This window comes from Nitratireductor sp. B36, from assembly GCF_020833685.1.
Classification (GTDB): domain Bacteria; phylum Pseudomonadota; class Alphaproteobacteria; order Rhizobiales; family Rhizobiaceae; genus Nitratireductor.
This window is the reverse complement of sequence record NZ_JACKZY010000002.1, coordinates 852,028-876,764: the sequence shown is the minus strand read 5'-3', so window position 1 is coordinate 876,764 and position 24,737 is coordinate 852,028. Positions and strand designations below refer to the sequence as shown.

General features: G+C 58.5%; 18 protein-coding genes. 4 read left to right on the top strand and 14 right to left on the bottom strand.

All coding sequences use genetic code 11. The features are described 5' to 3' along the window. Nucleotides 1-59 precede the first annotated feature (59 nt). From nagZ to H7H48_RS10720, 4 genes are all read right to left on the bottom strand, one after another. Nucleotides 60-1,079, bottom strand: coding sequence for a beta-N-acetylhexosaminidase (gene nagZ / locus H7H48_RS10735; protein WP_229449040.1), 1,020 nt, complete (start codon nt 1,077-1,079; stop codon nt 60-62). A 93-nt stretch (nt 1,080-1,172) separates the two neighbouring features. Continuing rightward, complete coding sequence (locus H7H48_RS10730; RefSeq protein ID WP_229449039.1) at nt 1,173-3,935, bottom strand: SPOR domain-containing protein; 2,763 nt, start codon at nt 3,933-3,935, stop codon at nt 1,173-1,175. A 111-nt stretch (nt 3,936-4,046) separates the two neighbouring features. Beyond that, on the bottom strand, nt 4,047-5,804 hold the full coding sequence (gene argS, locus H7H48_RS10725) for an arginine--tRNA ligase (RefSeq protein ID WP_229449038.1): 1,758 nt from the start codon (nt 5,802-5,804) through the stop codon (nt 4,047-4,049). A 59-nt stretch (nt 5,805-5,863) separates the two neighbouring features. Beyond that, a complete protein-coding gene (locus H7H48_RS10720; protein WP_229449037.1) occupies nt 5,864-7,084 on the bottom strand; it encodes a deoxyguanosinetriphosphate triphosphohydrolase in 1,221 nt (406 codons plus the stop codon). 146 nt (nt 7,085-7,230) lie between these two features. Between H7H48_RS10720 and erpA the strand changes: the two genes are divergently transcribed. Beyond that, complete coding sequence (gene erpA / locus H7H48_RS10715) at nt 7,231-7,581, top strand: iron-sulfur cluster insertion protein ErpA (protein WP_229449245.1); 351 nt, start codon at nt 7,231-7,233, stop codon at nt 7,579-7,581. A gap of 95 nt (nt 7,582-7,676) precedes the next feature. Here the strand turns inward: erpA and H7H48_RS10710 are convergent, their stop codons facing one another. Then, nucleotides 7,677-9,056: a uracil-xanthine permease family protein gene (locus H7H48_RS10710; RefSeq protein ID WP_229449036.1), complete on the bottom strand. Its 1,380-nt coding sequence runs from the start codon at nt 9,054-9,056 to the stop codon at nt 7,677-7,679. Nucleotides 9,057-9,309: 253 nt separating this feature from the next. Here H7H48_RS10710 and H7H48_RS10705 point away from each other — a divergent pair, with 253 nt between their 5' ends. The 3 genes from H7H48_RS10705 to H7H48_RS10695 all read left to right on the top strand — a co-directional run bounded on the left by H7H48_RS10705 (nt 9,310) and on the right by H7H48_RS10695 (nt 11,624). Further along, nucleotides 9,310-10,365, top strand: a complete 1,056-nt coding sequence (locus H7H48_RS10705) for a polysaccharide deacetylase family protein (protein ID WP_229449035.1) — start codon at nt 9,310-9,312, stop codon at nt 10,363-10,365. A 106-nt stretch (nt 10,366-10,471) separates the two neighbouring features. After that, nucleotides 10,472-11,263 carry an exodeoxyribonuclease III gene (xth, locus tag H7H48_RS10700; RefSeq protein WP_229449034.1) on the top strand — a complete coding sequence of 264 codons (792 nt, stop codon included), beginning with the start codon at nt 10,472-10,474 and terminating at the stop codon, nt 11,261-11,263. Nucleotides 11,264-11,336: 73 nt separating this feature from the next. Beyond that, entirely contained in the window at nt 11,337-11,624 is a 288-nt protein-coding gene (locus H7H48_RS10695) for a hypothetical protein (RefSeq protein ID WP_229449033.1), read from the top strand. 20 nt (nt 11,625-11,644) lie between these two features. On the opposite strand, the gene H7H48_RS10690 is transcribed toward H7H48_RS10695, so the two are convergent. The 9 genes from H7H48_RS10690 to H7H48_RS10650 form a co-directional block, all read right to left on the bottom strand. Next, nucleotides 11,645-12,448: a tetratricopeptide repeat protein gene (locus H7H48_RS10690; protein WP_229449032.1), complete on the bottom strand. Its 804-nt coding sequence runs from the start codon at nt 12,446-12,448 to the stop codon at nt 11,645-11,647. Further along, nucleotides 12,435-14,159 (bottom strand): dihydroxy-acid dehydratase, encoded by a 1,725-nt coding sequence (gene ilvD, locus H7H48_RS10685; RefSeq protein ID WP_229449031.1) that lies wholly within the window; start codon nt 14,157-14,159, stop codon nt 12,435-12,437. The genes H7H48_RS10690 and ilvD overlap by 14 nt, the downstream gene beginning before the upstream one ends. 241 nt (nt 14,160-14,400) lie before the next feature. Then, nucleotides 14,401-15,333 (bottom strand): TerC family protein, encoded by a 933-nt coding sequence (locus H7H48_RS10680; protein WP_229449030.1) that lies wholly within the window; start codon nt 15,331-15,333, stop codon nt 14,401-14,403. Nucleotides 15,334-15,597: 264 nt separating this feature from the next. Beyond that, entirely contained in the window at nt 15,598-16,704 is a 1,107-nt protein-coding gene (locus tag H7H48_RS10675) for an outer membrane protein transport protein (protein ID WP_229449029.1), read from the bottom strand. 406 nt (nt 16,705-17,110) lie between these two features. Continuing rightward, nucleotides 17,111-19,963: a valine--tRNA ligase gene (locus H7H48_RS10670; protein ID WP_229449028.1), complete on the bottom strand. Its 2,853-nt coding sequence runs from the start codon at nt 19,961-19,963 to the stop codon at nt 17,111-17,113. A 186-nt stretch (nt 19,964-20,149) separates the two neighbouring features. Continuing rightward, the gene (locus H7H48_RS10665; RefSeq protein WP_229449244.1) at nt 20,150-20,944 is read right to left on the bottom strand and encodes a PopZ family protein; all 795 of its coding nucleotides are present in this window, start codon (nt 20,942-20,944) and stop codon (nt 20,150-20,152) included. Nucleotides 20,945-21,213: 269 nt separating this feature from the next. Further along, nucleotides 21,214-22,578, bottom strand: a complete 1,365-nt coding sequence (locus tag H7H48_RS10660; RefSeq protein WP_229449027.1) for a TolC family outer membrane protein — start codon at nt 22,576-22,578, stop codon at nt 21,214-21,216. Nucleotides 22,579-22,783: 205 nt separating this feature from the next. Beyond that, on the bottom strand, nt 22,784-23,458 hold the full coding sequence (locus tag H7H48_RS10655; RefSeq protein ID WP_229449026.1) for a protein-L-isoaspartate O-methyltransferase: 675 nt from the start codon (nt 23,456-23,458) through the stop codon (nt 22,784-22,786). Between the two features lie 220 nt (nt 23,459-23,678). Further along, nucleotides 23,679-24,614, bottom strand: a complete 936-nt coding sequence (locus H7H48_RS10650) for a pirin family protein (RefSeq protein WP_229449025.1) — start codon at nt 24,612-24,614, stop codon at nt 23,679-23,681. Between the last annotated feature and the right edge of the window lie 123 nt (nt 24,615-24,737).

Genomic DNA, 24,737 nt, shown 5'->3' with positions numbered 1-24,737 from the left:
GTGCCGGTTTCACAGCCGTCTTTTCAGCGTTCTGCGCCAAGCGTCATCGACCCTTATCGTCAAGCGACCGCCGCGAAGCACTCCTCGAATTCCGCGCGCGCGACCTGTTCTTCCGTATCATCCCCCGGATTGAGGCAAGCCAGTGCACGATTGGCCCGCTCCAGGCTTTTGCCCGACAATTCAGGCGCCTTTTCGGCGACAGCCTGCATTTCGGGCATAATCCCATGACAGTGAAGGACGAGATCACAGCCCGCCGCAAGGATTGCTTCCGCCCGTTGGGAGAAATCCCCAGAAAGTGCGTGCATCGACACGTCATCGCTCATCAGGAGCCCGTCGAAGCCGATCTCGCCTCGGATAATGTCGCGGATCACCTTGGCGGATGTCGTCGCTGGCCGCTCCGGGTCGATTGCATGAAACACGATATGTGCAGTCATCGCCATCGGCAGGTCTGCCAACGCCTTGAACGGAATAAAATCGTGCGTGCGCAGCTCGTCGAGGGAAGCCGACACCTCGGGCAGCGCCTTGTGGCTGTCCGCAAAGGCGCGCCCATGGCCCGGCATATGCTTCATCACCGGCAGAACACCGCCTGCCATCAACCCCTCGCTCGCAGCGCGGCCAAGTGCAATCACCGTCTGCGGGTCATGCGCATAGGCGCGATCGCCGATCACGTCATGCGCACCGGCAATCGGCACGTCGAGCACCGGCAGGCAATCCGCCGTGATCCCATAGCGTCTGAGGTCCATCGCATGCAGGCGCGACATCAGCCATGCCGCGCGCAGTCCCACCTCCGGGCTTCTTGCGTAGATGCGGCCGAGTTCGGAAGCCGTTGGATAGCTGCCCGCCATGGGCGGACGGATGCGCTGCACCCTGCCCCCTTCCTGATCGATGAACACCGGCGCATCCGGCCTCCCGACACTGTCGCGCATGGATGCAACGAGGTCGCTCAGCTGTGCGGGCTCGCCGACATTGCGCGCAAACAGGATAAAGCCCCATGGCCGCTCATCACGATAGAAGGCGATTTCATCCGCCGTCAGTTCTTTCCCCGTCGCACCGAGGATCATGGATTTTGATTCGCTCATGCCGTCAGGATAACCGGGCTCGCGAATCTGGAAAAGGAAACAAGAAAAAACCGCCGCACAATGGCGGCGGTTTCGGTTGGCTCGGATGCGAGATCACTTCGAAACGAAGCAACTTCCTCCCGCCGACTTCAACTGCGAGCAAAGGCGAATTGCTTCATCCTTCGACGATGAGGGAATGCGCACGCGGTAATAAGTTCCCTTACCTGCAATGTCAGCCTTGACGATGTTCACGCCTTTTCCGGTCAGAAGACCGCCATAGCGCTGAGCCATATCCTGATACGACTTTTGCGCTGCTTCCACGGTCGGCTGCGAAGAAATCTGCACCGACCAGCCATCCGAACCAGAGGTCACAGGCGCGGGTGCAGGTGTTTGTGCAACAGGTTGCGCAGGCTGGCTGGGCGCTGCTGCGACCTGAGCAGGAGGTGTTGTTTCAACAGTTCGCTGCGGCTGCGAAGGTGGTGCAGCAGGGCGTGAGGGCGGGACCGGCGCTGTAACCGGCACATTGCCCGCGGAGGCGTTCGCATCTTCCGCTGATCCGTTCAGCGGATCTGCACTCGCAAGCCGCGCATCCGGCGCTGCTTCCTGGCTCGCCTGCTGGGCTGTCGTAGCTTCAACCTGCTGCTCAGGGCTCTCAACGTTACCGGTTGCCACAGCGTTTTCAGTATTCTGGGCAGGTGCCTCCGGCTCACGCGGAACAATCGTGCCGTCCGGTCGAACCACCATGGTGCGTACGCGCCGTGGTGTCATTGCCGTTACCGGCTCGCTCGTCGGGGTTACCGTATCGTCGGCATTCGACGATAGCCTCTCCTCCGACTTCGGCGCCGCTTGTGGCACGTCCACGGGCTCTTCTGCCGTCGAAACAAGCCGTTCCTGAACAGGATCAGTGCCGGCCTCTGCACCCGAAACCCTCTGATAGACCTGATTGTCCTGGTTGGGAACCTGTTCGCCCCCGGGGTTTTCCGGCTTCACTTTTATGGGCTCGTCATCGGCTCGAACAACCACTGGTGCAGAATTGTCTTCGCCACCGCCGCTGAAGGCGAAAAAGCCGACGAGAGCGAGAATGGCAACGCCTCCGGCCACGCCGAACATTGCAAGGTTTCGGCGATTGGAAAGCGGCCCAGAACGCCCAGCCACGGCTCCCGCAGTCTCTGAAGCAAAGCTTCCCGGTCCCCGCTCGAATTCCTCGGACGGATCGCTCCAGGAGTCCATATCCGAGACCACGAAAGCGTCGGCAGGATCAGCTTCCCGCTTATCAACTGCTCGTTCTTCGCTCGGCCCGGCAAAATTATCCGGTTCGGAAAAACTATCCGCAAAAGCAGTTTCGAAACCGAAATCCTCTTCTTCCCGGGCCTGCTCGGTTGGCTGCAGGGCTGCAGCAGCATATGCATCGTTGGGCACCGCGGTGCCGCCCTCATGACCGACCTCTGCAGCTGCGACTGTCCCAGGCAGGCTTTCGCTGTCCCCAAAGGCACGCGCAAGAGCGAGCTCCAGATCGTCCGATTCTGTTTCAGGCACACGTTCCGGTTCGCTTATGAACTCCGGAATGTGTGCGGAATCTTCGACTTGGACCCGTTCGTTTCCTGGCACATCAACTGTATCGATATGCGGTACGGATGACTGGTGTTCCGAGGACAGTGCATCAGAGGGATGTTCCGGCTGTTGCCAGAACGGAGCAGCCAAAGTCGCCTCCACAGGATCACCTTCAGCCGGCAGCTCAGGCTCCGTATCAACGGTCTCAAAACCTTCCCAAGTGGCTTCGGCCTGCAGACCATCTTCCGCTTGCGGTTGAACCAGCGGCTCTACAGGCGCCGGCTCTTCGGAGGGCGACGCTGAAAGCTGATCTTCAAGGGTCGCGGTAAAATCATGATCCTCGCGTGCGACATCCCCGTCCACCGCACTCGCCCGCTCGGCTCCCTGAGCGATGGAAGAGGCAAACGCCTGAGGAGAAAGGAACGGATCTGCACTGGCGGCTGTGTCTTCAGCCTGATCCAGACTGAGCGACACCTCGGACTGCTCGAATTCCTCGAAATCATCGCGTTCAGCGGGGTAATCGGGTTCCGCACTGTACGGATCGAGGGCAACGGCCGGTTCGGCGGCTTCCAGTGCCTCTTCCGTCACCAGATCAGTAAACGGATCTGCCGCGGAAGTCGCAGCATCCGTAGTTTCGAGGGACTGCTCGCCGACGTCATTCTCGGAGCCGAACCAATCTTCGTTCGCCAGAGAAGCTTCGAGATCGTTATCCAGTTGCGCGAAGTCCTGATCGCTGAACTCAAGTGTATCTTTCTGGGCTGGGCTCTCTGTGGGCTCGTCGCGCTCATAGTCCGGTTCGGAAAAAGGGCCACTTGGCTCGGCCATATCGACGTCGAACTCGGAGAAATGCTGCTCAACGAGTTCAGCTTCAACAGCCTCAACAGGTTCTGAAACTTCGGCCTCTTCCTCAGGCAGCGTTGAAACGGCTGGAAAATCGTCAGCCGGTTCCAGGCGCATTTCGCTTTCAAAACTCGCAGCAAAGCTCTCGTCGAGTTCATCAGCCATATCGGCCGCGATGTCGACGGCAGGCTCATCAGGCCTTTGCTCTGCCTCAACAGCATCGAAACGCCAGTCGCCCGATGGCTGAGGCTGCCAGTCGTCCTGGGGAACTGCTTCCTCATGAACCTCGTCGGAAAATTCCGCCAGATCGCCAAGCAATTCGTTCTCGAGCTCAAGCGCGAGATCATCGCCCTCCTGCTCGGCCTCATTGCCGGACGCTTCGGCGCGCCGTGGGTCGTGGCCCATAATGCGGGTCAGTTCCGCAAATGGGTCGTCCTCAGAAAAAACGGCGCTATCCGCGCGTTGGTTCGAGCTATGATCTGCCATGCTTTTTTCCGCACTCACACTCGGTAGACGCCCGCGACGTCGTACAATTGTCGGGTACCAGCGCAATGTGGGCAAAAGGTGACAGACCACCGCACCCCTTACGGGATGGGGTCAGCGCATCTCAGAAGGCGCCTCGGCCCCGATCAACGCAAGCCCGGATGTCAACACATCGCGAACTGCCTGCACCAGACCCAGTCTGGCATAGGTCAATTCTGGATCGTTAACCTTAACAAAACGTAAGTCGGCTGTCTCGCTACCCTTGTTCCACTGGGCGTGGAACAGACTTGCCAGATCATAAAGGTAGAATGCCAACCTGTGAGGCTCCATCGCCTGCGCTGCACTTTCGACAAGCCGAGGGTATTCAGCAAGCTTACGTACCAAGGCCATCTCGCCCTCGTCCGTGAGCTTTCCAAGCTGAGCCTTCATCTCCGCGCGGCTGAATTCCTTCACACCGAGTTGCTCGCCTGCCTGCCGAAATGCCGAGTGGCTTCGGGCGGAAGCGTATTGCACATAGAAAACAGGATTATCCTTCGACTGTTCCGTCACTTTCTCAAAGTCGAAATCGAGCGGAGCATCGTTTTTGCGGTAGAGCATCATGAAGCGGATCGGATCACGACCCACCTCGTCCACCGCCTCGCGCAGGGTAACGAATTCCCCTGCCCTCTTCGACATGCGCACAGGCTCTCCGCCGCGGAACAGCTTCACGAGTTGGCACAGAAGCACGGTCAGGTCCACCCGGTCCTCCGCCAGCGCCCGCGCCACGGCCTGCAAGCGCTTCACATAGCCGCTATGATCGGCACCAAGCACATAGATCAGATGTTCGAAACCCCGGTCCAGCTTGTCCTTCATGTAGGCCACGTCAGCCGCGAAATAGGTGAAGCTGCCATCCGATTTCATCAATGGGCGATCAATGTCGTCCCCCACCTCTGTCGAGCGGAAAAGCGTCTGCTCGCGATCCTCCCACTCATCAGGTTTTTGCCCCTTCGGCGGCGGCAATTTACCCTTGTAAACATGGCCCTTCATGGTGAGATCGTTGATCGCCGACCGGATCATCCCACCATTGCCCTCATGCAATGAGCGTTCCGAAAAGAATACATCGTGACGAATATTCAGTGCAGCGAGATCGTCCCGGATCATCGCCATCATGCTCTCGACGGCCCTGTCCTTGACGATCGTCATCGCTGCAGCGGAGGGCATTTCCAGAAGTTTCGTGCCAAACTCCCGCGCAAGTTCTTTGCCCAGCGGCACCAGATAATCACCTGGATAAAGACCCGCGGGAATTTCGTCGATCTTCTCACCCAGCGCCTCGCGGTACCGCAGCATCACCGACTGACCGAGCACATCGATCTGCACGCCCGCATCATTGATGTAATATTCACGCGCGACATCATAACCCGCAAAGGCAAGAAGATTGGCGAGCGCATCCCCCACCACCGCGCCACGGCAATGACCGACATGCATGGGGCCTGTTGGGTTTGCCGAGACATATTCGACATTCACCTTCTCTCCCCGCCCCATCTGCGAGCGGCCGTACTCCGTACCGAGATCCAGCATTTCACCAAGCCGAGCCTGCCAGAAACTGTCGCTCAGCTTCAGGTTCACAAAGCCTGGACCCGCCACCGTAGCCGCGGCAACGTCGGGATCTGACTCGAATGCTTTGGCAATCTTCTCCCCCAGCGCTCGCGGGTTCTCACCAACTGACTTCGCAAGCACCATGGCCGCATTGGTCGCCACGTCACCATGGCTCGCATCACGCGGTGGTTCGACGGCCACGCGCGAAAGGTCAAGCGCCTCCCCACTGTTGGACTGCAGGCCGAGAGTTTCAATGGTCTTGGCGACCCGATCTGTGAAATCGGCGAAAATGTTCATGGACGATGTCCTGAAAGAAAGATCTTTGTCGTCCGCACGGGGCGGAATTGCGGTTGGCACTAGCTCAAATCAGGAGTCTGGTCAAACAGGCGCTGGTGTTCCTTCACCGCATAGGTGTCGGTCATGCCGGAGAGAAAATCGGCCACCAGCCTGGCCTTTTCCGCATCTCCTGCCATTTCGAGGCCATCACGCCACCCCTCGGGCATCTCACGCGGATTGTCGAAATACGCGTCAAAGAGATCCTTCACGATCCGGTCGGCACGCGCCCGGACCGCCACAACCGCCTCATGACGGTACAGATTGGCGTAGAGAAAACGTTTCAGCTCCTTTTCTTCCGCCGCCATGTGGTCCGAGAATGCGACGATCGTGAAACCTGCATCGTGCACAGCATCCGCACTGGCGGGTTTGAGAACTTCAAGACGCTGTCGAGAAGCCACGATCACGTCCTCTACCATCGCCGTTATCTGCCGCCGCATGAGCTCGTGCCCGCGGCGCACCGGATCAAGGGCGGGATAGCGGCGCCCGACCTCCGCGAGAATCTTTCCCGGCAGACCGACCTCTTCAAGCATTTCAAGCGTCAGGAGGCCGGAACGCAGACCGTCATCGATGTCGTGCGCATTATAGGCAATATCATCCGCAATCGCCGCACACTGCGCTTCGATCCCGGCGAAACGGGCCAGTTCTAGGTCGTGGCGGGCGACATAGTCGAGAATGGATTGCGGAACAGGGCCATCCAGCCCTTCTCCCGCGGCGTTCGTGAGCGGTCCATTGTGCTTGACCAGCCCCTCCAGTGTTTCCCACGACAGATTGAGACCATCAAACTCCGCGTAGCGGCTTTCAAGCTCGGTCACGATCCGCAGCGACTGGGCGTTATGATCGAAGCCGCCCCATTGTGCCATGCGTTCGTCGAGTGCGTCTTCTCCGGTATGTCCAAATGGCGTGTGACCGAAGTCATGCACCAGCGCGATCGCCTCCGCCAGATCCTCGTCGCAGCAAAGCGCCCGCGCGAGAGCACGGGCAATCTGCGCCACTTCAATCGAATGGGTCAGCCGCGTGCGATAATGATCGCCCTCATGGGCGATGAACACCTGCGTCTTGTGCTTAAGGCGGCGAAACGCCGTAGAATGGATGATCCGATCCCGGTCGCGCTGAAAAGGCGTGCGTGTCGGGCTCTCGGGCTCCAGCACGAGCCGGCCGCGCGACGCCGCCGGATCTGTCGCATAGGCAGCGCGGGGGCGATAGCCAAAGCCGATGTTCTGTAAGCCCTGATCCTTTTCCATGCTTGGTAACACCTTCTCAGGCAGCCCTGATCGGCCTGCCACTGTCCCCTTTGAAACCCGACCGCCTCGCTCAGGTTGACTTGCTGCCTGCGGCTTCATACCTATTCCATGAACACGAACGCAAGGTGACCGTCAGGACAACCATCATGGGCATGGACGCTGGAACCGAATTGAAGAGCGTTGAACTAACGGAAGCTGCCGCAAAGCGCATCGCGACCATTCTGAAGGATGAGCCGGGCAAGATCGCCCTGCGCGTCTCGGTGGAAGGTGGCGGCTGTTCTGGCTTTTCTTATGCTTTCGACCTCACAGATCAGCGCAACGAAGACGATCACGCCATCGAGCGGGATGGGGCAACCGTCCTCATCGATGACCTGTCGCTCGTTTATATGGGCGGATCGATAATCGACTTTGTCGACGATTTGATCGGCCAGTCATTTCAGATCAAGAATCCGAACGCCGTCGCCTCCTGTGGTTGCGGAACCAGCTTTTCGATCTGACTCTTCTTCGCAACGACCGTCTTTTTGAGAAGTCTTTTTGAGAAAACGCCGCGTATCGTTTCACGGCGCTTTTCATATTTTGGGCCAGAGGCGGCTCAATTGTTCCGTTCCGCCCCCGCTTCCTGTGGCAGGATAAGGTTCAGGACGATTGCCAGGAACGCAGCTGGCAGAAGACCCGAGGTCATGAGAATTTGCGCGGTCTTCGGCAAATGCTGCAGCGCTCCTGGCTCGAGCTGCAAGCCCAGGCCCACAGAGAGCGACACGGCAAAAATCACCATGTTTCGCCGATTCCAGTGCACGTCCGACAACATATTGATACCTGCCGCGGCGACCATGCCGAACATAACAATCACACCTCCGCCAAGCACCATGATCGGCACTGTCGAGATCAGCGCGCCGACTTTCGGAATGAGCCCGCAAAGGATCAGGAAAATTGCACCATAGGTCACCACGTGTCGGCTCATGACGCCTGTCATTGAGATCAGGCCGACATTCTGACTGAACGATGTGTTGGGCAGACCGCCAAAAACACCAGCGATGGCCGTTCCGAGCCCATCCGCGTATGTGGCGCCTGAGATTTCTTTCTCCGTCGCCTCGCGGCCGGCTCCCCCCTTGGTGATTCCGGACACATCACCGACTGTCTCTATTGCTGAAATGACCGCCATGAAACACATTCCGATAATCGCGGGGAGCGCAAGCTCGAAACCCCATTTGAATGGAACGGGGACCGCCACCCATGATGCGTTTCCGACATTGGAAAAGCTCACCATACCCAGGGCCAGGGCCACAACGTAGCCTGCCACCAGGCCGAGGAGAACGGCCGCAATCGACCACATGCCACGTGTAAAAAACTTCAGCAGCAATGTGACCACAACCACCACCAGCGCAACGCTCCAATTTTGCAAGCTGCCATAAGCGGGCTTTCCGATCAGCGGCACACCGCCAGCGGAATACTGAATTCCCACTTTGATGAGCGACAGTCCGATCATCAGAACAATCAGACCCGTTACCATCGGTGGCAGCGCGAAACGCAGGCGGCCCACGAAACTGCCGAGAAAGAAGTGGAAGATACCGCCAACCACGACCCCACCCATCAATGCCCCCATAGCGGCGACGCCTTGCCCCGCCACGATCGGGATCATCACCGGCAAGAAGGCAAAGCTTGTGCCCTGAACGATCGGAAGTCGCCCGCCAACCGGCCCCATGCCAATGGTCTGGAACAGCGTCGCAATTCCGGCAAAGAGCATCGACATCTGAATCATGTAGATGAGATTTGGGAAATCCGGTGAATTTGACCCGAAACCGAAACCAGCGGCACCTGCCACGATGATCGCTGGGGTCACGTTGGAAACGAACATCGCCAGCACGTGTTGAATTCCAAGCGGTACCGCCTGCAGAAGCGGAGGCGTATAATCGGGATTACTCAGGTCTGCGCGCGACAGTTGATCGCCATCGCTTATGGTCGTTTGTGTCATGTGGTTCCCCGGTTGCTTCAGAAACTCTGAAATCTTTTTGGTGAAGCATCGGGCACAAACGGGCACGCATCTATCTATATTTTTTTGAAAGACAGCCAGATTTCAAGCGCGAATTGCATCACAAGTCCTGAGATCTACCGAAGGAAATTCTTCAACATTTTCTGTTTGGATCGTGGCAGCTTCGGTTCAAGGCACACGCCGGAAATCGATTGTCCTCAGTCACCCACCTCGATCGAAAGATGCCAAGCCCCTGATGCCTTCTCTTCAAGCTCTCAAAAGATCTGCCCGCTATGAGCTGATCCGCGCCGGCTTGGAGGGAACAGCCCTGGCATTGAAACTGGGCTTGCCGCTGGCCAAACCACAACGCGGTGTCATTTTCGCCCTACACCATGTGGATCCTGAAAGTCCCGCAAACTGGGTACCCAATGCCTGGTTGAGCATAACGCCCACTTTCCTTGAACAGGCCATCCAGCTCTGCCGCGAGCAAGGCCTTACACCGTTAGCACTCGAGGATTTGCCTGAGCGTCTTGCGGATCGCCGGGACACACGCAGATATGTGTGTTTCACATTGGATGACGGCTATCGGGACAATGCACGTTTCGCCGCGCCCGTGTTCCGGCGCCACGCTGTACCCTATACGATCTTCATCACACCAGGCTTCGTCGAGCGTACCAGATCCATCTGGTGGAAGACCGCCGAGGCACTTGTCATGAACACGGACGACGTCGATCTTTCAGTGTTCGGAATTGATTCACGCGTGGATATCAGGCACCGGGCCGAGCGGGTCGCTCTGTTTGACCGTCTGGCAAACGCCATAAATGATGCAGAAGACGAAGACGCCACCATCACCCGGCTCGACACTCTGGTAAAAGCTCATGGCATTGACCCGCTCGAAATCACTGAACGCTTGACGATGGACGCCCGCGAACTTGCCGCGCTCGCCGCAGACCCGCTTGCTCGCTTTGGCGCACACACGCTTACGCACACAAATCTGACCAAGGTGGATGACAAGCGCCTTCATACGGAGTTGACCCAGTCTGCGTCGAAGGTTTGCGGCTATGTGGGCACCAAACCCACCACCTTCGCGTATCCATACGGGTTTGCTTCCGCTGTCGGTGCACGTGAAATCGCGGCGGCAAGGGAAGCAGGGTTCATCGCTGCAGTCACCACCAGGCCCGGCCTCCTGTCAGAGACATGCAGCAAGGCTGCAACGGCTTTGCCGCGCGTTTCACTCAACGGGTTTTATCAGCGCAAGCGCTATGTGCTCGCCCTCTTGTCAGGTCTGCCGTTTCGCTTCCGGAAAAGCTGAAGCCTCTATCGGGTGTCACTCGGCACAGCCTGTCAGTATTCTGCACAAGGCGGTTGCGGCACATTCCCGACCAACCTAAGAAAGAGTTGAGTTGTGGAAGGGCCCCATGAAGATCGCTACCTGGAACATCAACGGCGTCAAGGCGCGCATCGACAACCTCCTGCACTGGCTTGAAGAGTCCAGGCCGGACATCGCCTGTCTTCAGGAAATCAAATCCGTCGACGAACTCTTTCCCCGCGAACCGATCGAAGCGCTCGGCTACCATGTGGAAACCCATGGTCAGAAAGGCTTCAACGGCGTCGCGCTCCTTTCAAAACTCCGGTTTGACGAGGTTAATCGCGGTTTGCCGGGTGACGATGGCGATGAGCAGGCGCGTTTCATCGAGGGCGTGTTTTCCACCGATAAAGGTGTTCTCCGGGTCGTTTCGCTCTACCTGCCGAACGGCAACCCCGTCGACAGCGAAAAGTTTCCTTACAAACTGAGCTGGATGGAGCGTCTTGAAAAGTGGAGCGCCGAGCGTCTCAAGCTGGAAGAACCCCTGGTTCTGGCAGGCGACTACAACGTCATACCAGAACCGGAAGATGCAAAGAATCCCGAGGCATGGGTGGGCGATGCCCTCTTTCGCCCGGAAAGCCGGAAAGCCTTCCGGCGGTTGGGTGCTCTGGGGTTCACCGACGCATTGCGTGCGGTCAATCAGGACGATGGCGTCTATACGTTCTGGGATTACCAGGCGGGTGCCTGGCAGAAGAACAACGGGATCCGCATCGATCACCTGATGCTTTCTCCGGAAGCCGCTGATCATATAGGCGCTGTGACGGTCGAAAAGCACACACGTGGCTGGGAGAAGCCATCCGATCACGTCCCTGTCGTTCTTGATCTGAAGTTGCGCCCCGTCTGAACACCCCGGCCGCGTTTAACGCGGGTCAATGGCCAGGTGTCGTCCCCTGTGCTAACGTGATCACATTATGCCCATGTTACGGTACGTCGGGATCGCCGCTCTGGCGGTCACGCTCTCTCTACCGATCGCAGGCACCTCTGCGGCCGATTGCCTTTGCCGTGCCAATGGCTCCGCTTTCCGTCAGGGTCAAACAACCTGCCTGGCGCTGCCGGACGGGCCACGTCTGGCGCGGTGCGAGATGGTTCTCAACAATTCATCCTGGAAAATTCTCGACGAAACCTGCTTCCAGACATCAAAGCGTCTGGAAAAAGCCAGTCCAATGGCGGTGGCGCAATATCGCAACCTGTTTGGCGGGCACTAAAGGCCCGCCTCTTTTACCGATCAATCGAAACCGTTGTCGCGCAGGTCGTGCGCCAGAGCAATTGCCGTGCGCCGATCCGATTCTCCGGCGAGAGCGAAGGCCTGCTCCTGCATGGCGCGGATCCAGCCGACGTCGTTTGGCGCAGCACGGTCTAACGCCGCTGTCATCATCGCCAGGCCTTTCACCACGCGACCGCTTTCAAAAAGGATATGCCCGAGCATGGCCTGCGCTCCCGAATGCCCCTTCTCGGCAGCGAGCTGAAACCAGCGCGCAGCCTGCTGCACGCTCTGAGCCACGCCCTCGCCGTCCAGAAACATCCGGCCGACCTGATACTGAGCTTCCGGATTCCGGTAGGTCGCAGCCGCCCGCATAAAATGCTCCTGCGCAGCCAAAGGATTTGCGCGGATCGGGCTGTCGGGAATGCCGGTCTTGAGATATTTGCCAAGTGCCACAAGCGCGTCAGAGACATAGGTCTCGTCCGGGCTGCCCGGCCGCACATCCTGTTGTGCCACGGCCGAAAAGAACTTGAACGCCTCACGATCATTGCGGGCGACACCATCACCTTCGGCATACATGCGAGCCAGCTTCCAGCGCGCGCCCACCTGCCCGTTCTCGGCAGCGTAGCGGTAAGCTTCCAGCGCCTCTTCCTTGTCGCCCCGCTTGTAAGCAGAGAAAGCGAAGCGGAAAACGGCCCAGGGGCTGCGCTTTTCCTGCTCCTGAATCACAGTGTTCTCGTCCAGCGCGTAGGCGGTGCCCGGCAGCGTCACGAAGGACGCTACCAGACCGGCAAGAACAGCTGTTTTCCCTGCTTCAAATATCCGCATAACAGTGCGTTTCTTTCTTTGCCCCCGGATGGGTGACGGCACCATCGCGGGCCGGTCCAACCGTCTGGGCATATTTCCAGATCGCGCCGGACTGATAGTCCGTCTCGCGCGGCTTCCATTTTTTCGCACGCTCCGCGAGTTCTTCATCGCTGAGCGCCACATCAATCGTTCCAGCTTCGGCGTCGATGGTGATCACATCGCCGTCCTTCAACAGGCCGATCGGCCCACATGCTGCCGCTTCCGGCCCCACATGGCCAATGCAGAACCCGCGGGTCGCCCCCGAAAACCGGCCATCGGTGATGAGCGCAACCTTATCGCCCATTCCCTGGCCGTAGAGCGCTGCCGTGGTCGCAAGCATCTCGCGCATCCCCGGTCCACCTCTCGGACCTTCGTAGCGAATGACCAGCACCTCGCCTTCCTTGTATTTCCGCTCCTGAACAGCGGCGAAACACTCTTCCTCGGAATCGAAGCAGCGCGCCGGGCCCGAGAACGTCAGGTTCTTCATGCCGGCAACCTTCACGATCGCCCCTTCAGGCGCGAGATTGCCCTTCAGGCCAACCACACCGCCGGTCTTCGTGATCGGATTGTTCGCCGGACGAACCACATCCTGATCTGCATTCCATGGAACATGCTCCATGTTTTCGGCAATTGTGCGGCCAGTCACCGTCATGCAATCGCCATGCAGATATCCGTGCTCCAGGAGCGACTTCATGAGAAGCGGGATACCGCCAGCCTCAAACATATCCTTGGCGACATATTTGCCGCCCGGCTTCAGATCGGCGATATATGGGGTCTTCTTGAAAATCTCCGCCACGTCGAACAGGGTGAATTCGATACCCGCCTCATGGGCAATGGCTGGCAGGTGCAGCGCCGCATTGGTCGAGCCGCCCGAAGCCGCAACGACAGCTGCAGCGTTTTCCAGAGCCTTGCGGGTCACGATGTCGCGCGGGCGGATCTGCTTGGCGACGAGCTCCATCACCTTTTCACCCGACGCGTAGTTGAACCGGTCACGCATCTCGTAAGGAGCAGGCGCGCCGCAGGAATAGGGCAGCGCCAGGCCAATTGCCTCGGCTACAGTTGCCATCGTGTTGGCGGTGAACTGCGCGCCGCAGGAGCCAGCCGAAGGGCAAGCTGCCTGCTCGATCTCGGTCAGATCCTCGTCGGAGATCGAGCCCACCGAATGCTGGCCGACGGCCTCGAATACGTCCTGAACAGTGATCTGTCGGCCACGATAGTTGCCGGGCAGGATGGAACCGCCATAGATAAACACAGATGGCACGTTAAGGCGCACCATCGCCATCATCATGCCCGGAAGCGACTTGTCGCAGCCTGCCAGGCCGACCAGCGCATCGTAACAATGGCCGCGCATGGTGAGTTCGACGGAATCGGCAATGACCTCGCGCGACACGAGCGAAGACTTCATGCCCTGGTGTCCCATGGCGATGCCGTCCGTCACCGTGATCGTGGTGAATTCGCGCGGCGTGCCATGAGCGGCCGCAACGCCCTTCTTGACCACCTGCGCCTGACGCATAAGCGAAATGTTGCAGGGCGCAGCCTCGTTCCAGCAGGTTGCAACACCCACGAGCGGCTGAGCGATCTCTTCTTCCGAAAGCCCCATGGCGTAGAGATACGAGCGATGCGGTGCCCTTGCCGGGCCCACAGTGACGTATCGGCTTGGAAGTTTGTCTTTCGAAATTGCTTTTGCGTCCATAATTACCCCAGCCGCAGCGCGCGGCACTTCTCCTGAACAGTCGGTTGTGTCCCGTGCGCCATCGAGCATTTTCGATGCGCCGGGTTTATGGCGGGAAATTGGCGTTTCGTCCCACCCCATTCTTAACCGAATGCTTATTGAGAAACTGTTGCCAAATGAACACATTGCCCTGTGCACAACAGTCAGGGGCTGTCAGCAATGGAAACAGGGCGCACAAAGCGCCCTGCCCGACCTCGCGATCTTACGGCTGTATTCCCTGTTCTTCCCGCTTCCGCGCGATGATCGAGGCGACGATCGAGCCTCCGATCAGAAGCACTGTGACAGAGAGAGCCAGCGGTGAGGGAATCTTGATCCAGTGCGCAACCAGCATTTTGAGGCCAATGAACATCAAAACCAGAGAAAGTCCGGTTTTGAGGTGCTTGAAGGTCCGCATCATGCCGGAGAGAACAAAGAACATCGCGCGCAATCCCATCACCGCGAACACGTTGGATGAAAAGACGATGAAGGGATCATTGGAGACGGCGAGAACGGCCGGAATGGAATCGACCGCAAAGATCAGATCCGTGAATTCCACTGTCACCAGGACGACGAAAAGCGGAGTCATGAAAAGAACGCCGTTGCGCTTTGTCAAAAAGCGCGAGCCTTCATATTCCTGTGTGACACGCCCGGTTTTCATCAGAAGTTTCACGATCCGGCTTTCCCCCGGGTCGATCATCTCTTCGTCGGAGGTCATCATCTTGAAGCCGGAGAAGACGAGAAGCGCCCCCAGCGCCATACCGATGACCATAAACTGATCAACCAGCTTTACGCCCGGAACGATCAGCGAAAGACGCATCACGATCGCGCCGAGAATGCCGTAGAAGAGCACGCGATACTGCGCTTCGGAAGGCACCTTGAAATAGGTGAATATGAGCGCGATGACGAAGATATTGTCGAGAGAAAGCGCTTGTTCGATCAGATATCCGGTCAGGAACTCCGCCCCCCGATCCTTGCCGCCGAAGTAGAACACGCCCATCGCAAAGACCATGGCCAGAGCCACATAGCCTGCCACTGTCTTCATCGCTTCGCGCGTCGTGATGACGTGATCGCGTCGGTGCAGGACAAAAAGATCGAAAAAGAGGACTACGGCCACGAAGGCCAGAAAACCGGGCCAAAGCCAGTCATGCATTGTCATGGAGAGATACGAGGTTTGCGCCGCGTTTGCGCGTTGTCGTTCGATCCGACATCACAGGCAACGCCTTGCCTGCCAGAGGGGCCCGGATCGGGTGACTGCTCTTATGTGCGGCAAAACCCGTCGCAATACAAGTCTCGTCCTCCCACCGCCGACAGCATGGTCGCCCGCAAGAATGGTTGGCCTTCCTGCCAGGAATAAAAAAGACCCGGCCGAAGCCGGGTCTTTGGAGAGATAGGATTAACCCCTCTGGGCTTTTGAATGAGCCTACCATTTGACCTTGTAGTTGGCCGATAGAATGCCAGCCCAACCTGAATCCACCGCATTGCCGGCTTCGATCCCCTTCGTGGCCTCTGCGCTCGCCAGATAAGACACAGCACCACCCAGGCGGAGCTCCCCACCCAGAGAATCCTTCATGCTGACGCCGGCCGCCAAAAGCCACTTGTCGGTGCGGAAGTCATAACCAGTAGACACTCCACGGTCCCACTGAAGGCTGACAAGACCCGACACATTGTCTGTAAACGCATGGCCCACACCACCGGTGATGGTCCATCCATCCCGCCAGTAATACTGGTTCTGGCTGGTGCCGACGCCGGTCACATTAAGGTTCAGCGTTTCATTAACAGACCAGTCAGTCCAGCGAACGGAACCAAAGGCAAGCCAACCGGGTGCGATACCGGATTGTACTTTCAATTCCACGCTCTGCGGAAGTTCGCCATCACCGGCTGCCGGTACCGGAATGGAAACGCCAGGAGCCACCGTCAGATTACCGCTGCCGCTGGCATCATGTGTCGTGCCGGAGCGATACATAAGCTCGGTGCGAAACGCGATATCCGGAATTTCATAAGCGACACCGGCGCGCCAGCCAACGGCACTGCTCGTGAGGCCAACGTCAAGCTTGCCCCCGCCACCCACAAAGTCATAATTGAACTTTTCAAGAAAAGCGCCGCCTAAGACAGCAAGCCGCCCCTTCCCCATGTTCATGAACACGGCACAGGTCGCACCGAACTCGGTAACGGTAAACTTCTCTGACAGTTTTAAAGCGGGACCGAAGGGCGACGCATAGGTCGAGGCTGCACCGTAAACGTCCGTGTAGGTGCCCGCGCAGGACAAATTGTCCGTCATTTTGATCTTCACGGCACCCGATGGAATGACGTAGGTGTCGAGGTAATCCGTACCGACAAGCGCCGGATTGACCGACTTGGAAAACTTCTGCGTCGGAACGACGATGATCGCACCCGCACGCATGTTGAAGTTGCCATCCTCGTAAAGGATGTCGGTGTCAGCAGTGCCACGCGAAAAACCACCCGCTTGGGCTGAACCAATAGCCGCAGCCAGAACGGTCGTAGCCGATAGAATGCGAACCAAACGCATGAGATCCCCTCTCCTCCAATTGCTGCTTCAAGAATAGCAGCGGCGTCTCGAAGCTCAATTGTTACTGTACAGCTTACCCCACCTCACGCTTACGTGAACGTAATACCTCTATCGGATATTGGCGGAGCAACGTGCTCTGTCAGGCTCAGCAAAGCCGCCATGGCCTTAAAATTCCCCTCAAATCGACACATTTCGCTCCAAAGCAAACGCGAATTTGAAGCAAGTTGCACAATAGCAACACCTGTCAGAGATTTCGTGAAAACGTCACAAACCGGTCGCGCGGAACGTCTCCGACACGCGTCGTCGCCATCCGATCACGAATCATCAGCCCAATGAGAAAGCCGCGCCCACCTTGCAGGTTGAGCGCGGCTTGTGACCCTCTGATCTTGGTCCCAGACCCGTGCCGTCAGCCCGCTTCGTTCACACGGGCAAGCGCCACTTCCAGACGTGCCTTCGCATCGGCGAATTCCGCCAGCTTCTCGCGCTCGGCCGCAACGATCTCCTGCGGCGCATTCGCAACGAATTTCTCATTGCCCAGCTTCTTTTCCAGCCGCTGCATTTCCGCGGAGGTTTTGGCGATTTCCTTTTCCAGCCGCGCAGCTTCCGCCGACAGGTCGATCAGGTCACCAAGCGGCAGGCAGAACGTGGTGTCGCCGAGCACGATCTGCGCTGATCCCTTCGGTGCTTCGCCCGCAAAACCAAGCTCTCCGACCCGCGCAAGGCGTCGAATGGCCGGGTCGTGCCGTGCAACACGCGCCCGCGTTGCCTCATCGGCATCAACAGCCACCAGAGGCGCCGTGGCAGACGGCGGCACGTTCATTTCGGCGCGCACAGAGCGTATGCCGGACACCAGCTCGACGAGCCAGTTGATATCGGCGGCCGCCTCCTCATCCTCAAAGTCTGGGGCCGGCCAGCGGGTTAGCGCCAGAACGCTATCCCGGCCAGCGTCTCCTCCTGTATGCGCCCAGAGCTCCTCGGTCATGAACGGCATCATTGGATGCAGAAGCTTGTAGGTTTCCTCAAGCACATAGGCCGCACACGCGCGGGCCTCCGCCTTCGCCGCCTCATCATCCCCCGCAAAGACAGGTTTCAGAAGTTCCAGATACCAGTCGCAGAAAAGGCTCCAGACGAACCGGTAAGCCGTCCCCGCCGCCTCGTTGAAGCGATATGTCTCGATGCTCTCGGTAATTCCCCTGGCAGCCCGCGTCAGCTCGGTCAGAATCCAGCGGTTTATGGCGAGATTCGCATTTTCAGGACGGAAATTCTCGTCACGCTTGACCCCGTTCATTTCGGCAAAACGCGTTGCATTCCAGAGCTTGGTGCCGAAATTGCGGTAACCAGCCACACGCGCCGGGTCCAGTTTCACGTCGCGGCCTTGCGCTGCCATGATTGCCAGCGTGAAGCGCAGGGCATCGGCACCATACTCGTCGATCAGCTCGAGGGGATCGATGACATTGCCTTTCGACTTCGACATTTTGGCGCCGTTCTTGTCCCGGACCAGCGCGTGGACATAGACCGTGTGGAACGGCTCCTTCTCCATGAAATGCATGCCCATCATCATCATCCGGGCGACCCAGAAGAAGATAATGTCGAAGCCCGTCACCAGAACCGAGGTCGGGTAATAACGTGCAAGCTCAGGCGTCTTGTCCGGCCATCCCAGCGTTGAAAATGGCCACAGAGCTGAGGAAAACCATGTGTCGAGCACATCCTCGTCCCGGGTCAGGATCTCGCCTGGCTTGAAATTCTCAAGCTTCTCTTCAACCCAGGCCTTCCACGGCCCTTCGTGCGAAATATAGTGCTGGATTGCAGCCTCAAGCGCGGTTTCTTCGTCCTTCTCGACGAAGACCTGCCCATCCGGGCCGTACCACGCCGGAATCTGATGCCCCCACCAAAGCTGGCGGGAAACACACCATGGCTGAATGTTTTCCATCCACTCGAAATAGGTCTTTTCCCAAGTCTTGGGCACGAATTTCGTGCGGCCTTCGCGCACGGACGCGATCGCCGTTTTCGCCAAGGTCTTTGCGTCCACATACCACTGGTCGGTGAGGAAGGGTTCAATCGGCACGCCGCCACGGTCGCCGTGCGGCACCATATGCTTGTGGGGCTCCACCTTCTCCAGAAGCCCCGCCTCATCCATCATGGCGACAATCTTCTCGCGCGCCTTGAAGCGATCGACACCATCGAGTTCGGCGATCGTGCGAGCAAGCGGCGCATCCGCGCCTTCCAACCCTTCGAGAAAGGCTTCATTACCCTTGAGGGCTATCGTGGCATCAGTCGCCATGATGTTGATCTGTGCCAGATCATGGCGCTTGCCGACCTCAAAATCGTTGAAATCGTGCGCAGGTGTCATTTTCACCGCGCCTGTACCTGCCTCCGGATCCGGATAATCGTCGGCCACGATCGGGATGCGCCGGCCAACCAGCGGCAGGAGCACATTCTTTCCGACCAGTTCCTTGTAGCGCGGATCGTCAGGATGCACCGCAACGCCGGAATCGCCCAGCATGGTTTCCGGACGGGTCGTGGCGACCACCACATAGTCACGCGTCTCATAGCCATCCGGCTGGCCGTCCGACGGCCGCCAGGTCACCCGGTTGCCATCATCATCCAGCTTGTAGGGATGTTCATAGGTCAGTCCGTCAGCCAGCGGGTAGCGGAAATGCCATAGATTGCCATTGGTCTCGATCTGCTCGACCTCGAGATCCGAGATTGCGGTCAGAAGCTTCGGATCCCAGTTGACCAGACGCTTGTCCTTATAGATCAGTTCCTGCTTGTAGAGCGAAACGAAAACCTCCACCACGGCCTTCGAAAGTCCCTCGTCCATGGTGAAGCGTTCACGCGACCAGTCGCAGGAAGCCCCCAGCCGTTTCAGCTGGTTCATGATCGCGCCACCGGACTCGGCCTTCCATTCCCAGACCTTGTCGACGAATTTTTCGCGGCCCATGTCGCGGCGATGCTGCTGTTTCTCCATGAGCTGACGCTCGACAACCATCTGCGTGGCAATTCCCGCATGGTCCATGCCCGGTTGCCACAGAACGTCCTTGCCGCGCATGCGCTCGAAACGCACCATGATGTCCTGAAGCGTGTTGTTGAGTGCATGCCCCATATGCAGTGAGCCGGTCACATTGGGGGGTGGAATGACGATGGTAAAGGAGTCCGCGCCCGCTTCCGCGCCGGCTCCCGCCTTGAAGGCATCGGTCTCTTCCCAGCGAGCGGCGATTTTCGGCTCGACGCTTGCCGCGTCGTAAGTCTTTTCAAGCATGAGGGTTTCCGCGCTAGAGCAATCCCGGGAACATGCAAACGGCCCCTCCGGAACTGCGTGGAATCAACAATTGATCGCTCCGCCACCCCGAAGAAGGCGACAAAGCGGCAAACCAGCAATCTGGTCTCTTCACAGAACGGTGTAAAGCCGAAGGGTCAGGTCAAGTCAACCGGCAGAGGGCGCAGCCTACCCGCCCCGCGCGATCCGTTCGATCTCCTCACGCACAAGACGCTCGACAATGGTTGGCAGATTGTTGTCGAGCCAGTCCTGCAACATGGGCCTCAGCATTTCTTCGGCCATCTGATCGAAATTGCGCCGCCTGCTGGCTTCAAAGGCTTCATTCAACTCGCCGAATGCGGCAGCCACCTTGCGCCCGGTATATTCCGAAAGGATGCCCTGTTTCGCTTCCTCGGTCCGCTCGGCGGCAGCCGGTAGGCGGGGCTCATCGTCATGGAGCTTATTCTCGACACGACCAGCACTCTCAACAGAACCCGGTGCACTCTGTACTGCATCAACCTCGGCGATCCGTTGCATCAGCCCGCGATCGATTGTCGAGGCAAACGATGAGGATGAACCAGCGACATGCGCTCCCGGCACCTCAGCATCAGAGGCTACTTCAGGATCTGACGTCTCTCGCAACTCCGACTTGAAGGTTTCAACGTCACCCGACATGTCGGCGCTCGGCGTTTCGTCAGGTCTGGCCGGCTGAATGGATGAAGCTTCTTCGCTTTCCTGGTTCGGCTGCCGGTTCGAGACCTGATCCGGGGAAGCCGCCTCGTTCCGCTGCGCTACAGCCTCGTTCGCAGCAATGGCCTCAGGGCCCGCTTTCTCGGATGATTTTGCTGAGGGGGCGTCATTGTCCTCAATGATGCGACGGATCGAGGCGAGTATTTCCTCCATGGAGGGCTCACGTTGACTCCCGTTGGAAGTCAGCGCCTCGACTGCAGCTTCCATCTTCTGCGCCCCAAAACCCTGTGACATCGTCAAACCTGCCGCCTCCAGCTGCGTCCGCCTCACCTGCCTGCGCGGACCCGCGATATCAAGTCCATCCGGGCGCCGGAACAGGCGGTCGAATCATATGAAGAAGCGTAACGCACGGTCAGCCTTATGAGAATCCCCACGCCCACGCAGTTTCAGGTTGCACACAAGAATGCCGGACTCAACGAAGTCCGGCATTCCTCAAAACTCAATTTTCGAAAGAGGCGCGTTTCGAAAGAGGCGCGCCACGTCAGGGGCGGAACAGGTCGCCCTCAGCGACCATCCGGGGTACGCAGACCGTACCACTTGTCCTTGACGGCCTGGTAATGCTCTTCGGGACGATACTGGCTGACCTGAAGACCAAGCCGGCTGGCTGAGAGCCGGCCCGTTGCCGAGAGAATTGCGTAACTGGCAACCACGATGTCACGCTCCGCACTCACTTGATTGATCTTTGCGTCAATCACATCCGCTTGCGCATTCAAGACATCGAGCGTGGTGCGTTGCCCCACATTACGCTCTTCGATCACACCATTGAGCGCCAGTTGGGCAGCCTGCACCAATTCACGGTTGGCCGCGAGCGATTCGCGCGCAGCCTGATACTGGCTCCATGCCGAAACCACGGCCGCGCGAACCTGATCCCGGCTCACATCGAGATTGATGCGCGCCTGACCGAGCGTTTCCTTGTTTTTGCGCACCTGAGCGGAAGCCTGTCCACCCTGATAGATCGGGACGGTAAGATTAAGCCCGATGCGCGCACTGTCTCTCGATCCGTCGCTCGAAAGGCCCGGTGAGGAATCCTGATAGCTGTGAGACAGCCCCACGGACCCCGAAAGCTGCGGCAGGAAAGCGCCCTCGGAAGACTTTACACGGAAAGAGGCGGTGTCGATCTGATGTTGACGCGCCTTGATGACCGGGTGCTCCGCAAGACCGAGTGCGAGGGCACTATCCAGGTTTTTGGGAAGCAAATTGGTCAGAGGGCCTGCCGCTTTCAGATTGTCGGGCGCATCGCCGATAAGCTGACGATAAACGGCCGAACTGGAGGTTACGGCTGCGCGAGCCGCGCTGAGCTGCGCCAGAGCCGCCTGCCGACGCGCCTGCGCCTGCGCAACGTCGGTTCTCGTCCCCTCGCCCACGTCGAAACGCGAGCGTGCCGAACGAACCTGCTCCTCCAGAAATTCCAGATTCTGTGCCCTTAACGCCGCGATCTGGCGATCACGAATCACGTCCATATACGCGCTGGCAGCGTTGAAGAGCGTGTCGAGTTCCTGATTCCTCAGCGCCTCATTGGCCGCCCGAACCGAAGCCTCGGCAGCCTCAACATTGTTTCGTGTCTGAAAACCGTCGAAGATCGGCTGCGTAAGCGAAATACCAAATTCGCCGGTGCGAATGTCGGTGCCATCATTGTGGGTCAGTGCGAGCGAAGCGGTGCCCTGGACTCGTGGCCGCATGCCGGACTTCGCGATCGCCACATCTTCATCCGTGATTCGAACGCCTGCACGTTCCGCATTGAGGGTAGAGTTGTTCTCGTAAGCCTTCGCCAGAGCACCCAGGATGGTCTCGGCGGAAACGGTGACTGGCGTTGCAATCAACGCAGAAGAGGCCACTAGGGGAATAAGGAAACGACGGTAAAAAGGCACGATCTGTCAACCTCGGACTGTTATCGGCAGCCGCGTCTTTCAGGACACCACCACCCCGACTATGTGTTCCGGTCTTTCGACCGGCGACCACGCCCGGGAGACAATTGCAACGCCATGTCCCCCACCCCCAAATCAGGCGCTCTTTAAAAAGATGTTACATCAATCCCTTGATCAATTCCGTTGCATGAAAGCAACAAGTCTCACCTCAAAAAATGAATGCCGGCTCTTCTTGAAATCCGGGCAGCGGTCTCACTGAGAGATTGAAGGCTGGCCGGCTTGAAACGATGCCGTCGTCCTTCACGAACAGATGTGCCTGTGCCGCATTGCCTTCCCCGATCACTGCGACGAGACGTCCACCGTCGCGCAATTGATCCAGAAGGGTTTGCGGCACGCGGTCCACGGCCCCACCGACAAAGATCACATCATACGGTGCATCATCTGCATATCCGCCCTGCAAGGCGCCGCCTACAACCGCAACATTGACGCAACCCAGCTCGTTGAGCGCCTCTGTCGCCATTCCTGAAAGCCCTTCGTCACTCTCCAGCGCAACAACAAAACTGGCGAGACGCGACAGCACGGCTGCGGAATATCCGGTACCCGACCCCACATCGAGAACCACATCGCTGGACTGAACGTCGGCGAGCTGAACCAGCTTGCCGAAAGCTGCGGGCTCCATCAGGTAGCGCGCACCGTTTCCTTCGGCAGCCGAAGCGATTTCAATGTCCTCGTCGATATAGGCGAGCGCCTTCTTACGTCCCGGCACGAAGGCCTCGCGTGGAATCTCACCCATCGCTTCAAGAAGTGCGCTGCTCGTCACATCGGACGTACGCAGCTGCCCTTCCACCATATTGGCGCGCTGTTGGGAGAAATCGATTGTCATGCGTCTGTTCCCGATGCCCGTTTTCGCACGATCGGATGAAGAGGTTTCCCGCTTTGGCGAAAACAACGATTTGAAGGGTTTGCTAACGGCTGCCGCCGCCCCTGTCAATCGCTCTAGGGCAGCCAGTCGTGGACCACTGACACGGACAGAAATGCCAATCGCCAAAGGGGCGCGAACGGGTCTGACCGGAAGCAGACACGGCCATGCGCTGCTCAAACGCTCAACCAGGAAGCGGTACGAATTCCTGGTCGTCACCATGGGGTAGGTCAAAAAGCCCTGCGCCCCATTTTGCATTGCGCCAGTCGTTCTTGGCCGCTTCTATCCGCTCCTGCGAGGACGCCACGAAGTTCCACCAGATATAACGCGGCCCACTCATCGTGGCGCCGCCGAGAACCATCAAACGCGCGCCATTCGCTCCAGCCCCCACCGTAATGGCATCGCCGGGGCGGAAAACCATCATGCGCCCTGCCTCGAAGACCTGCCCGGCGACAGATATTTCACCTTCGGTGACATAGATGCCGCGATCCTCATGGTCGTCCGGCAGTGGAAAGCGCGCACCGGCCTCCAGCGTCACATCAGCGTAGAACATATCACTATAGACGGTCGCCGGCGCCGTTTTGCCGTAGGCGCGTCCCAGAATGAGCCGCAAGCGCACGCCATCATCGCTGATTTGAGGAAGTGTCTCTTTGCCGTGATGTTCAAAAACGGGGGACGCGTCTTCCATTGCCTCAGGCAATGCCACCCAGGTCTGAATGCCAAAAAGACTGTGCGGCCCCTGCCTTGATGCAGCACTCGTACGCTCCGAGTGGGAAACGCCTCGCCCGGCAACCATCCAGTTCAGCGCGCCGGGGTGAATAACCTGATCCGAGCCGATGCTGTCGCGATGATGGAAATCGCCACGAAACAGATAGGTCACCGTGGCCAATCCGATATGCGGGTGCGGCCGAACATCAATCCCCTGACCGGTCAGAAACTCCGCAGGTCCCGCCTGGTCGAAGAAGATGAACGGCCCCACCATCTGTCGCCGCGGCGCAGGCAGCGCCCGCCGCACCTCGAACCCGCCGATATCGCGCGCCCGTGGAATGATCAGCGTTTCAATGGAATCGGCCTCGATATCATCAGGACATCCCGGCGTGAGAGCAGGATTCCAGCTCATGGCAGCATCCTTCGCAGCAAGCATTCTGTTTGAGAAATCCTATCACTCGGTTCGACGGCCTGAAACGTCGCTCCTATTGACAGTCCGTCACCTTCCACGGGGCACATGGTTTCAAGGGCGGCA

What these genes read in the sequence shown, in the direction of transcription:
- H7H48_RS10680 (WP_229449030.1), bottom strand. Translation starts at nt 15,333, where the DNA reads ATGACAATGCATGACTGGCTTTGGCCCGGTTTTCTGGCCTTCGTGGCC.
- H7H48_RS10650 (WP_229449025.1), bottom strand. Translation starts at nt 24,614, where the DNA reads ATGAGCTGGAATCCTGCTCTCACGCCGGGATGTCCTGATGATATCGAG.
- H7H48_RS10720 (WP_229449037.1), bottom strand. Translation starts at nt 7,084, where the DNA reads ATGGAAAAGGATCAGGGCTTACAGAACATCGGCTTTGGCTATCGCCCC.
- H7H48_RS10690 (WP_229449032.1), bottom strand. Translation starts at nt 12,448, where the DNA reads ATGCGGATATTTGAAGCAGGGAAAACAGCTGTTCTTGCCGGTCTGGTA.
- H7H48_RS10665 (WP_229449244.1), bottom strand. Translation starts at nt 20,944, where the DNA reads ATGTCACAGGGTTTTGGGGCGCAGAAGATGGAAGCTGCAGTCGAGGCG.
- argS (WP_229449038.1), bottom strand. Translation starts at nt 5,804, where the DNA reads ATGAACATTTTCGCCGATTTCACAGATCGGGTCGCCAAGACCATTGAA.
- nagZ (WP_229449040.1), bottom strand. Translation starts at nt 1,079, where the DNA reads ATGAGCGAATCAAAATCCATGATCCTCGGTGCGACGGGGAAAGAACTG.
- H7H48_RS10675 (WP_229449029.1), bottom strand. Translation starts at nt 16,704, where the DNA reads ATGCGTTTGGTTCGCATTCTATCGGCTACGACCGTTCTGGCTGCGGCT.
- H7H48_RS10705 (WP_229449035.1), top strand. Translation starts at nt 9,310, where the DNA reads ATGCCTTCTCTTCAAGCTCTCAAAAGATCTGCCCGCTATGAGCTGATC.
- ilvD (WP_229449031.1), bottom strand. Translation starts at nt 14,159, where the DNA reads ATGGACGCAAAAGCAATTTCGAAAGACAAACTTCCAAGCCGATACGTC.
- erpA (WP_229449245.1), top strand. Translation starts at nt 7,231, where the DNA reads ATGGGCATGGACGCTGGAACCGAATTGAAGAGCGTTGAACTAACGGAA.
- H7H48_RS10670 (WP_229449028.1), bottom strand. Translation starts at nt 19,963, where the DNA reads ATGCTTGAAAAGACTTACGACGCGGCAAGCGTCGAGCCGAAAATCGCC.
- H7H48_RS10655 (WP_229449026.1), bottom strand. Translation starts at nt 23,458, where the DNA reads ATGACAATCGATTTCTCCCAACAGCGCGCCAATATGGTGGAAGGGCAG.
- H7H48_RS10730 (WP_229449039.1), bottom strand. Translation starts at nt 3,935, where the DNA reads ATGGCAGATCATAGCTCGAACCAACGCGCGGATAGCGCCGTTTTTTCT.
- xth (WP_229449034.1), top strand. Translation starts at nt 10,472, where the DNA reads ATGAAGATCGCTACCTGGAACATCAACGGCGTCAAGGCGCGCATCGAC.
- H7H48_RS10695 (WP_229449033.1), top strand. Translation starts at nt 11,337, where the DNA reads ATGTTACGGTACGTCGGGATCGCCGCTCTGGCGGTCACGCTCTCTCTA.
- H7H48_RS10710 (WP_229449036.1), bottom strand. Translation starts at nt 9,056, where the DNA reads ATGACACAAACGACCATAAGCGATGGCGATCAACTGTCGCGCGCAGAC.